Source organism: Micromonospora sp. NPDC049240, assembly GCF_040647835.1.
Taxonomy (GTDB): Bacteria; Actinomycetota; Actinomycetes; order Mycobacteriales; family Micromonosporaceae; genus Micromonospora.
In genome coordinates this window covers 353,511-363,495 of record NZ_JBEZCX010000004.1, presented here as the reverse complement: position 1 = coordinate 363,495, position 9,985 = coordinate 353,511, and the positions used below count along the sequence as shown (strand labels likewise).

Here is a 9,985-nt window from a genome sequence, read left to right as displayed (position 1 = left end):
GAGCAGATCACCGACCCGGAGTACTCGACCCTGGCCTTCCTGAAGGGTCTGAAGCAGGTCGACGGCTGGCAGGACATGCCGCTGACCAAGGCCGCCCAGACGGTGCAGGTGTCGGCCTACCCGGACGCGTACGCCCAGTGGGAGAAGCAGGCCACCGACCTGGTCAACCAGCACTGGACCAAGTAAGACGGCGCGAAGGCCGGCACCCCGGACGGGGGTGCCGGCCTTCACGTGTGCTCAGCGCACGACCTTCACGTTGAACAGCGGCGTGCCCAGTCGGCCGTAGAGACGCAGCCAGATCGGCAGCAGCATCTCGGTGCCCCGCGCCGTGGTGATGTCGCCCAGGTCGAGCACGTCGGTGTGGCCGAAGCTGGTGAGCAGTTCGGTGACCATGCCCTTGGCGTCGGCGTCGTCGCCCGACACGAAGACGGTGTGGTCGCCGTCGGCGAGCTGTCGGGGGTGGGTCATCAGGTCGGCGGTAAGAGTGTTGAGTGCCTTCACCACCCGGGTACGCGGGAACGCCCGTTGGATCCGCTCGCCGAGTGAGTCGTCGTTGAGCACCGAGAGGGTGGGCGGGAAGCCCTGGCCGAAGTCGAGTGGGTTGGCGATGTCGAGCAGGATCTTGCCGGCCAGGTTCTCCGCACCCGCCGCGTCGAGGGCGGGGAGGGATCCGTCGCCGTTGGTGGCGTTCACGACCAGGTCCGCCCCGGCAGCGGCGTCGGCGTGCCCGGCCAGGGCGATCCCCGGATGGCCGCTGGCCCATTCGCCCCAACTCCCGGCCCGGGTGGTGGTGACATCCCGGGTGCCGGCGGTCACCTCGTGGCCCAGCTCGGCGACGCGGGCGGCGATGGCCCGGCCCACCATGCCGGTGCCCAGTACTGCGATGCGCATGTCGAATCCGTCCTCCGGTCTCGGCCGAGCTTCGCGGAACGTGCTCGGTGTGACTCAGGCTAACAGACAGGTCTGTCTACTTACAGGCCCGAGGAGACGTACCTGTCTGTAGACTCTGCGGCGCAGAACGAGGAGGAACCATGGCCCGCACCCCCGCCGGCGCTGCCCGGGAACGCATCCTGGAGACCGCGTTCCGGCTGTTCTACGCGTACGGACCGCGCGGCGTCGGGGTCGACACCGTCATCGCCGAGTCGGGCGTCGCCAAGGCCACGCTCTACAAGCACTTCCCGAGCAAGGACGACCTGGTGCTGGCGTACCTGGACAAGGTCGACCTGGTCTGGTCGGGGGCGCTGCGGGCGGCGGCGGAGGCCGCCGGGGCCGACCCGCGCGAGCAGCTCGTCGGCATGTTCGACGCGCTCGGCGGAGCCTGTCGCCGGGAGGGCTACCACGGTTGCGCGTTCATCAACACCGCGGCGGAGACACCGGCCGGCAGCCCGGTGCACGCCCGCACCGTCGCGCACAAGAACGCGGTCCGGGACTGGGTGACCGGCCTGGCCCGGCAGGCCGGCGCGGCCGAGCCGGAGTCGCTGGCCCGCCAACTCACCCTGCTGCTCGACGGCGGCCTGGCCGGCGGCGTCCTCGACGGTGATCCGGCGATCGCCGACGCGGCGAAGCGGAGCGCCCGCGCCCTGATCGACGCGGCGCTCCCGAAACGCTGAGCGGGGCGCGCTGCTCTACCGGAGGCGTTAAGAAGGGGCCCGGCCTTACTCGCTCGCCGGGTGGGGGGCGATCTGGCCCTGACGGTTGCGGGCGGCGCACAGCTCGACCAGCTTCGCGTACGCGGGGGCGCCGATCAGCGCGGTCAGCTCCGGGCCGTAGGAGACGTACATCGGCTCGGCGCCGACGTGCGCGTCCGTGGAGGAGGTGCACCACCAGTCCAGGTCGTGCCCGCCCGCGCCCCAGCCGCGCCTGTCGAACTCGGCAAGCGTGGAGATGAGCACCTTGGTGTTGTCCGGCCGCTTGTGCCACTCCTGGTCCCGGCGGACCGGCAGTTGCCAGCAGACGTCGGGCTTGTACTCCAGCGGGTGCACGCCGTCGCGCAGCGCCTGGGCGTGCAGCGCGCAGCCGCCACCGGCGGGGAAGTCGGCGTCGTTGAGGAACACGCAGGGCGCGTCCACGTCCCGGGTGGCGGTGCGCCGGGCCGGCGTCTTGCCGTCGACCGTGTCGTTCTCGGTCCAGTTCTTGAAGCCACGACGGAAGTGCTGCCAGGTCTCCGGCGTGAGCCGCTTGACGGCCGCCCGGACCCGCTTCTCGTCGTCGGAGTCGGTGAAGAACGCGCCGTGCGAGCAGCACCCGTCCGCGGCCCGCCCGGCGACGATGCCGTGGCAGCCCTGACCGAAGATGCACGTCCAGCGGGAGAGCAGCCAGGTCAGGTCGGCGCGGACGACGTGCTTCGGGTCGGCCGGGTCGACGAACTCGATCCACTCCCGGGGGAAGTCCAGCCCGACCTCGCGGCTGCGCGGGTCGTCCGGGTCGTCCACCAGCACGCGAAGCTCGATCTGCCCTGTCACCCGGACCAGCGTACGCGTGCTCTCCCCGCCCGGCCGGCGAGCCGACGAAACGTGTTGCCCCTAGGGTCTTTCCCATGCGACTGGGTGTCCTCGACGTCGGTTCCAACACGGTGCACCTCCTTGTGGTCGACGCCCACCACGGCGCGCACCCCTGGCCGGCGCACTCCGAGAAGGTGGTGCTGCGGCTGGCCGAGCAGATCGGCCCGGACGGCGCGTTGACCGACGCGGGCGCGGACGGGCTGGTCAAGGCGGTCGGCATGGCGCGGGCGGCGGCCGACGGGCTGCGCGCCGAGGACCTGTTGGCGTTCGCCACCAGCGCGGTCCGGGACGCCACCAACGCGGGCGAGGTGCTGGCCCGGGTCCGCGACGAGACCGGCGTACGCCTGGAGGTGCTCTCCGGCGCGGACGAGGCGCGGATGACGTTCCTCGCGGTGCGGCGGTGGTTCGGGTGGTCCGCCGGCCGGCTGTTGGCGATGGACATCGGCGGCGGCTCGCTGGAGCTGGCCGCCGGCATCGACGAGCATCCGGACGTCGCGGTCTCGCTGCCGCTCGGCGCGGGTCGGCTCAGCCGGGAGCGGCTGGCGGTCGATCCGGCCGGCCTGCTGCCGCCGTCCGCCGTGGCCGTGGAGGGGCTGCGGGAGTACGTGGACGCGCAGCTCGACCCGGTGGTGAAGCAGTTGACCGAGGTCGGCTGGGAGCGTCCGGTGGCGACCTCGAAGACGTTCCGCACGCTGGCCCGACTGGCCGGGGCCGCGCCGTCCGGCGCCGGTCTCTGGGCCCGGCGCAGCCTGACCCGCACCGGGCTGCGGCAGGTGCTCGGCTTCGTCCGGCACATCCCGCCGGCCCACCTGCCGGAGCTGGAGGGGGTCAGTGCGCAGCGGGCCCACCAGCTCCTCGCCGGTGCGGTGGTGGCCGAGGCGGTGATGCGCCGGCTCGACGTCGACAGCCTGGACATCTGCCCGTGGGCGTTGCGGGAGGGGGTCATCCTGCGTCGGCTGGATCAGCTCGCGCCGATGTGATCCGGGGCGCTCGCTTCGGGCGCTTTGCGGGTGCTCGTCCCGATGCCTCCTGGCGGGGGCGGCTACCCTGAGGGGTGTGACTTCCCGCGTGCCGGTGCTCCTGTCCACGTCCTCGGTCTTTCCCGAACGGACCGCGGCGGCGTTCCAGCTCGCCGCCGCGCTCGGGTACGACGGCGTCGAGGTGATGGTCTGGACGGACCCGGTGAGCCAGGACGCGGGCGCGCTGCGCGGCCTCGCCGAGCACTACGGCATTCCGGTGCTCTCGGTGCACGCGCCGTGCCTGCTGGTCACCCAGCGGGTGTGGAGCGCCGACCCGTGGGAGCGGCTGCGCCGGGCCGCCGAGCTGGCCGAGACACTGGAGGCGCCGACCGTGGTGGTGCACCCGCCGTTCACCTGGCAGCGTGACTACGCGCGGACGTTCGGCGACGGGTTGGAGGCCACCGCCGGGCGGTTCGGCGGGCTGCGGTTCGCGGTGGAGAACATGTTCCCGGTGCGGATGGCCGGCCGGCAGTTCGTGCCGTACGTGCCGGGCTGGGACCCGACCGACACCGGCTACGCCTCCTACACGCTGGACCTGTCGCACTGCGCGGCCTCGCACACCGACGCGTTGGCCATGGCCGACCGGATGGGCGCCGGGTTGGCGCACGTGCACCTGGGTGACGGCACCGGTGAGGGGCGGGACGAGCACCTGGTGCCCGGCCGGGGCGGTCAGCCCTGCGCGGAGCTGCTCCGTTCGCTGGCCGGGCGCGGCTTCACCGGCTCGGTCGCGGTGGAGGTGACCACCCGGGGCGCGAAGAGCCGCGCGGTCCGCGAGGCGGATCTGCGCGAGGCGCTGGAGTTCGCCCGCGCGAACCTGACCGCCCCGTCCCCGGTCGACGCCTGACCGGCCGGGTCGTCGACGTCACCGGCACCCGGCACGGCGGCCGCAGAACCGGCCGCCTGCCCGGACGTCAGCTCACCGGGGCGAGCGGCTGGGCCGGCACCGGCTGCTCGCCGACCGCGGCGCGCTTGCGGGCCCGGTGCGCCGCCACGTGCGAGCGGGTGGCGCAGCGCTCCGAGCAGAACCGCCGGCAGCAGTTCGACGAGGTGTCCAGGTAGACGTTGCCGCAGCGCTCGTCCGCGCAGACGCCGAACCGGGCGCTGCCGTACTCGCAGAGCCAGACCGACAGGCCCCAGACCGCGCCGGCCAGGTATTCGGCGGAGACCGACGCGCCCCGGCTGGTCACGTGCATGTGCCAGTCGGAGGAGTCGTGCCCGGAGATGCGGGGCTGCACCGGGAACGCCTCCAGCAGCGCGTTCAGCTCCGTGACGGCGTCGGCGTCACGCCCCGACGTGCCGTATTCGAAGACGTCCCGGAGGCGCTTCTGCGCCCGCCGGAAGATCGCCAGGTCCCGTTCCGCGACCTCGTCGCGCATCCAGGCGTTCTCGTCCGGGAAGAGGGCCCGCAGGCCGTCCAGGTCGTCCAGCCGGGCGTTGACGAGCTCGACCCCGGTCCGGGCGTACGCGTCGAAGTTCACGGGACCAACGGTAGACGACTCAGCGCGGACGCGGCGCGTCGATGTAGTGGGGCAGAAACCGCGCGTAACCGTCTGTGATGAGGCTCTCGCTTTCGCGTACGCCCACGCCGGCCGAACCGCCGTCCACGACCCAGCTTCCGAGCACCACGTGGTTGCCGTCGAACTGGGGCAACGCGCGGAACTCCTGGAAGCAGAAGCCCTCGTCGCCGTAGATCCCCGGGTTGGTGATCTCGGTGTCGCCGGTCACGATGCGTACCGATCCGCCCTCGCGGCCGAGCAACGGCTTGGCTACGTACTCGGACATCCCGCGTGGCGAGTCCAGGTACGCCGGCAGCAGCAGCTCGTGCCCGGGGTACAGCTCCCAGAGCACGGCCAGCAGCGCCTTGTTCGACAGCAGCAGCTTCCAGGCCGGCTCGATCCAGGTGGTCGGCGTGCCCGGGTCCAGCGCCGGCGGCCCGTACGGCTCGGCGAGCATCCACTCCCACGGGTAGAGCTTGAAGCAGGTGGTGATCGGCCGGTCGTCGGCGTCGACGAAACGCCGCCCGTCCCAGCCGACCCGCTGGATCGGCATGAGCGTCACGTCCAGCCCCGCCTGGCGGGCCGTCTCGGCGAGGTAGCCGGCGGTGATCTGGTCCTCGCCCGACTCCTCCTCGTTCGACCAGAGCACGTGCACACGCGGGTCGTGCAGCCCGGCGCCGATCTTGGCCCACGCGCCGACCAGCCGTTCGTGCAGGCTGTTCCACTGGTCCGCGTCCGGGTGGGTGTGCTCCAGCCAGTACCACTGCACGATGCTGGCCTCGACCAGCGCGGTCGGGGTGTCCGCGTTGTACTCCAGCATCTTCGGCGGCCAGCTGCCGTCGTAGGCGAGGTCGAAGCGGCCGTAGAGCGTCGGCGGGGCCTCCCGCAGCGAGCGGGCGACCGCCTCGGCGGCCCACTCCGGGATGCCGAACTCGGCGTGGCGGCGGCGGGCCACCACGTGCTCGGCGGCGGCCACCGACATCCGGTGCAGCTCCTCGGTCGCCTCCTCCAGCCGGAGCACCTCGTCCAGCGTGAACGCGTACGCCGCGGTCTCGTCCCAGTACGACATGATCTCGCCGTCGGGCAGCTCGGTGTCGACGTACACCAGGCCCTGGGCCCGGATGGTGTCGTCCCAGTCGGGGCGCGGCGTGCTGGCCTCGCGGCGCACGTCAGCCGCCGCAGGAGGCGAGGAAGGTGCCGAAGCCGCCGCGGTCGGGCAGCGCGGCGGTGGTCGGGGTGGCGTCGCCGCGCGCGGCGGCCGGCGCGGGGACCCGTAGCGCCACCGCGACGGTGTCACCGCCCCCGCCGGCCGGCCCGAGGGCGCAGTCGTCATCGTCGTCGTCGTAGCCGTTGTTGCAGCCGGAGAGCGCGAGCGCCAGTGCGGTCAGCGCACCGAGCTGCACGGTGGCGGAGCGGAGCCGGCGGCGGGGGTGTCGTTCCACGTGAACGTTGTAGCTGATCGTCGCCAGTCGGTGTGATTGGCGGGGCCCCCTGTTATCGCCGGGTGATAACAGGGGGCCCCGCCTCGCACGTGCCCGGCGCGGGTGTGGGGGTGGGCGTTACGCTCGGCTCATGCTCCGTTCCGTCATCCTCGCCGCCTCCCGGTCATCCCAGGTGGAGCGGCTCGTCGCGACGGCCCCGTTCACCCGGGACGTCGTCCGCCGGTTCGTCGCCGGCGCCGGTACCGACGACGCGTTGCGCGCGACCCGCGCACTCGTCGGCGACGGCCAAGCGGTCACCCTCGACTACCTGGGCGAGGACACCACCACCCCGGAGCAGGCGAACGCCACCCGGGACGAGTACCTCACCCTGCTGCGCCTGCTCGGCGCCGCCGGCCTCACCCCGGCCGCCGAGGTCAGCGTGAAGCTGTCCGCGCTCGGCCAGGCGTTCGACGAGCAGTTCGCGTACGACAACGCGCGGCAGATCTGCGTGGCGGCCGACGCGGCCGGCACCACTGTCACGCTGGACATGGAGGACCACACCACCACCGACTCGACGCTGGACGTGCTGGCCAAACTGCGCAAGGACCACCCGTCGACCGGCGCGGTGCTCCAGGCGTACCTGCGGCGGACCGAGTCGGACTGCCGCGAGCTGGCCGCCGCCGGGTCCCGGGTGCGGCTGTGCAAGGGCGCGTACAAGGAGCCGGAGTCGGTGGCGTACCAGTCCGCCCGCGAGGTGGACAAGTCGTACGTGCGCTGCATGAACGTGCTGATGGCGGGCGACGGCTACCCGATGCTCGCCACCCACGACCCGCGCCTGATCGCGATCGGCGAGGACCGGGCGCGCTGGTTCGACCGCGACCCGGGCCGGTTCGAGTTCCAGATGCTCTACGGCATCCGCCCGGAGGAGCAGCAGCGCCTGGTCGGCGAGGGCTACACGGTGCGCACCTACGTCCCCTACGGCGACCAGTGGTACGGCTACCTGATGCGCCGGCTGGCCGAGCGCCCGGCCAACCTGGCGTTCTTCGGCCGTGCGGTGATGTCGAAGAAGTGAGTCAGTCGTTCGACCAGGTCCGGGTGCAGAGCACGAGGCGGTAGCCGTCCGGGTCGGCGAACGTGATCCCCCACCTGTCCCAGTACGGGCCGGCGGAGACCCTGGTCCCGCCGGCCCGTTCCAGTCTCGTCACCAGGCCGTCCTCCACCGGGCCGTCGAGGTAGAGCACGAACAGGTCCTCCTCGGTGGGACGGGGTTCGACCGTCAGCGTCGCACCGCCCACCAGTTCCAGGTGCCAGGCCGCGCCGGGCCGGCCGAGCATCACCAGGTCGTGCTCGCCCGGCCCGTCGGCCGCGCCCCGGTAGAGCACGTCCAGGCCCAGGCCGTCGGCCCAGAACCGGACGGCTGCGGCCAGGTCGCGGCTGGGCCGCGCCAGGCGTACGTGGGTGTCGGCGGAGATCGGCATGTCGGTGATCGTCCGACCTCAGGTCGGGTTGAGGTCAAGCCTTGACGCGCAAAGCTAATGCCATTAGCCTCATGGCTATGACAGTTAGCCAGGTGGTGCGGGACGGCGGGACGATCGCGTACGAGGTGCACGGCGCGGGGCCGCTGGTGGTGCTCGCACACGGCATGGGGGAGAACCGGGCGGCGTTCCGACACCTGGTGCCGCTGCTGGTGGCGGCCGGCTACCGGGTCGCGTCGATCGACGTCCGCGGGCACGGCGACTCCAGCCCGCACTGGCCCACGTACGCCCCGGCCGAGGTCGGTGGCGACCTGCTCGCCGTGGTGCGCGAGGTGGGCGGCGGGCCGGCCACGCTTGTCGGCAGCTCGTCCAGCGGTGCGGCCGTGGTCTTCGCCGCCGCCGACGCGCCGGAGCTGGTCAGTGGCATCGTGCAGATCAGCCCGTTCGTGAGCCAGCCGAAGCCGAACCCGGTGATGCGCGTGCTCCAGGCCGCCGTGCTGCGCAGCCCACGACTGTTCGGGATGTTCCACCGCACGCTCTTCCCCTGCGGCCGGCCGGCCGACGACGCCGCGTACCGGAAGGAACTGGTCGCCAGGCTGCGCGGCCGGATGGACGCGGTGCGCGGCGTGGTCGCGCCGGTCGACCCGCACTGGACCGCGCGGGCCCGCGAGGTGCGCCAGCCGGTGCTGGTGCTGATGGGCGCGAAGGACCCGGACTTCCCCGACCCCGGCGCCGAGGCGCGGGCCGCCCGCCGGCAGTTCGCCGTCGCCGAGGCGCGCATGATCGCCGACTCCGGCCACTACCCGCACGCCGACCAGCCCGACGCCACCGCCGCCGACCTGGTCGAGTTCCTGGCGGTGACCGCGCGTGCCTAGGGCCGGCCTGACCCCGGCGACGGTGGTCCGGGAGGCCGCCGTGCTGGCCGACGAGGTCGGCCACGACCGGCTCACCCTGGCCGCGCTCGCCGGCCGGCTCGGCGTCGCGCTGCCCAGCCTCTACAAGCACGTGCGGGGCGTGGACGCGCTGCACCAGAAGCTCGCCGTGCTCGCCACCACCGAGATCGCCGACGTGCTGACCAGCGCCGCCGCGGGCCGGGCCGGCGACGACGCGCTGCGCGCGGTCGCCACCGCCTACCGGGGGTACGCCCGGCGGCACCCCGGCCGCTACCCGGCCACCCAGCGCGCGCCCGACCCGGCCGACCCCGAGCACCTGGCCGCCGCCGAACGCGCGGTCGACGCGATCTTCGCGATCCTGCGCGGGTACGGCATCGACGGGGACGCCGCCGTCGACGCCACCCGGATGTTCCGGGCCACCGTGCACGGCTTCGTCACGCTGGAGGCGGCGGGCGGATTCGGGCTGCCCCGGGACGTCGACCGCTCGTTCGACCGGATGATCGACGGGCTCGACCTCGCGTACCGCGGCTGGCGGTCCCGTTGACGAGCGAGCCGGGTCCCGTCCCTCCGGGCGGGCATGCCGGTGACGGGCGGGCGGTCCCGGGGACGGCCGTGCTTCCCGCCCGGGGCAGCGGATCTTGGTACGAGGACGCCCTCCGAGGGGCGGATCGGTACCAAGATCTCGGTGGATTCCACGAATCTTGGAAGCGGAGGGCCCTCATGAGGGCCGTTTCCTTCCAAGATCTGGTGCGGGGCGGGAACGAAGGGATTACTTGCAGGACTCTTTCCCGGAACGCCCGATTGGTCGTACCCTTCGCCGGTGACCGACGGCGACGAGGAGCCCCCGGGCCGGGCAGCCGACGGCGACGAGCCGTGCGTCGGGACCGACGGCGCGGAGCAGCACCCGCGCGCCGAGGCCGACGACGTGCCGGCGTGCCCGGCCCCGGCCGCGAAGACCCCGACGGTTGGTCCGCCCCCGTCGTCGCTGGACCCGGTCACACCGCGACCGGCCGCCTCCAGCCCGCCAGCGGTGGCCGCGGTCCCGAGTCCGGCCGTACCCGAGCCGAGCGAGGACAGCGGCCCCGACGCGAGCACCTCCGTGGCCGCTGAGGCGGACGCATCCGTCCCCGCCGTGCCGGCGGCCCTGCCCGAGCTGAGGCCGACCGGTTCCGTCGCGGAG

General features: G+C 73.2%; 12 protein-coding genes and 1 pseudogene. 7 read left to right on the top strand and 6 right to left on the bottom strand.

The window, feature by feature from the left end; genetic code table 11:
• Positions 1 to 186 (top strand): annotated as a pseudogene (locus AB0B02_RS08875) (hypothetical protein); the annotation flags it as partial.
• Between the two features lie 51 nt (positions 187 to 237).
• On the opposite strand, the gene AB0B02_RS08870 reads toward AB0B02_RS08875, so the two are convergent.
• On the bottom strand, positions 238 to 891 hold the full coding sequence (locus tag AB0B02_RS08870; RefSeq protein WP_357298357.1) for an NAD(P)-binding domain-containing protein: 654 nt from the start codon (positions 889 to 891) through the stop codon (positions 238 to 240).
• 140 nt (positions 892 to 1,031) lie between these two features.
• Here AB0B02_RS08870 and AB0B02_RS08865 point away from each other — a divergent pair, with 140 nt between their 5' ends.
• Entirely contained in the window at positions 1,032 to 1,610 is a 579-nt protein-coding gene (locus AB0B02_RS08865; RefSeq protein ID WP_357298354.1) for a TetR/AcrR family transcriptional regulator, read from the top strand.
• Between the two features lie 45 nt (positions 1,611 to 1,655).
• Here AB0B02_RS08865 and AB0B02_RS08860 read toward each other — a convergent pair whose 3' ends face one another.
• Entirely contained in the window at positions 1,656 to 2,462 is an 807-nt protein-coding gene (locus tag AB0B02_RS08860; protein ID WP_357298351.1) for a hypothetical protein, read from the bottom strand.
• A gap of 74 nt (positions 2,463 to 2,536) precedes the next feature.
• Between AB0B02_RS08860 and AB0B02_RS08855 the strand changes: the two genes are divergently transcribed.
• Entirely contained in the window at positions 2,537 to 3,481 is a 945-nt protein-coding gene (locus tag AB0B02_RS08855; RefSeq protein ID WP_357298349.1) for a Ppx/GppA phosphatase family protein, read from the top strand.
• Between the two features lie 76 nt (positions 3,482 to 3,557).
• A complete protein-coding gene (locus AB0B02_RS08850) occupies positions 3,558 to 4,364 on the top strand; it encodes a sugar phosphate isomerase/epimerase (RefSeq protein WP_199199899.1) in 807 nt (268 codons plus the stop codon).
• 67 nt (positions 4,365 to 4,431) lie between these two features.
• Here AB0B02_RS08850 and AB0B02_RS08845 read toward each other — a convergent pair whose 3' ends face one another.
• The 3 genes from AB0B02_RS08845 to AB0B02_RS08835 are packed head-to-tail and all read right to left on the bottom strand — an operon-like array spanning position 4,432 to position 6,458.
• Complete coding sequence (locus AB0B02_RS08845) at positions 4,432 to 4,998, bottom strand: CGNR zinc finger domain-containing protein (RefSeq protein ID WP_107160407.1); 567 nt, start codon at positions 4,996 to 4,998, stop codon at positions 4,432 to 4,434.
• Positions 4,999 to 5,017: 19 nt separating this feature from the next.
• Complete coding sequence (locus AB0B02_RS08840; RefSeq protein WP_281938322.1) at positions 5,018 to 6,184, bottom strand: glutathionylspermidine synthase family protein; 1,167 nt, start codon at positions 6,182 to 6,184, stop codon at positions 5,018 to 5,020.
• A gap of 1 nt (position 6,185) precedes the next feature.
• Positions 6,186 to 6,458: a hypothetical protein gene (locus tag AB0B02_RS08835; RefSeq protein ID WP_357298343.1), complete on the bottom strand. Its 273-nt coding sequence runs from the start codon at positions 6,456 to 6,458 to the stop codon at positions 6,186 to 6,188.
• A 130-nt stretch (positions 6,459 to 6,588) separates the two neighbouring features.
• Between AB0B02_RS08835 and AB0B02_RS08830 the strand changes: the two genes are divergently transcribed.
• The gene (locus AB0B02_RS08830; protein WP_343444890.1) at positions 6,589 to 7,509 is read left to right on the top strand and encodes a proline dehydrogenase family protein; all 921 of its coding nucleotides are present in this window, start codon (positions 6,589 to 6,591) and stop codon (positions 7,507 to 7,509) included.
• Position 7,510: 1 nt separating this feature from the next.
• Here the strand turns inward: AB0B02_RS08830 and AB0B02_RS08825 are convergent, their stop codons facing one another.
• Positions 7,511 to 7,915: a VOC family protein gene (locus AB0B02_RS08825; RefSeq protein WP_357298340.1), complete on the bottom strand. Its 405-nt coding sequence runs from the start codon at positions 7,913 to 7,915 to the stop codon at positions 7,511 to 7,513.
• 77 nt (positions 7,916 to 7,992) lie between these two features.
• On the opposite strand from AB0B02_RS08825, the gene AB0B02_RS08820 reads away from it, so the two are divergent.
• Together AB0B02_RS08820 and AB0B02_RS08815 are read left to right on the top strand one after the other, a co-directional pair.
• Positions 7,993 to 8,787: an alpha/beta hydrolase gene (locus AB0B02_RS08820; protein ID WP_357298337.1), complete on the top strand. Its 795-nt coding sequence runs from the start codon at positions 7,993 to 7,995 to the stop codon at positions 8,785 to 8,787.
• Complete coding sequence (locus AB0B02_RS08815) at positions 8,780 to 9,349, top strand: WHG domain-containing protein (protein WP_357298334.1); 570 nt, start codon at positions 8,780 to 8,782, stop codon at positions 9,347 to 9,349. The genes AB0B02_RS08820 and AB0B02_RS08815 overlap by 8 nt, the downstream gene beginning before the upstream one ends.
• The last annotated feature ends 636 nt before the right edge of the window (positions 9,350 to 9,985 follow it).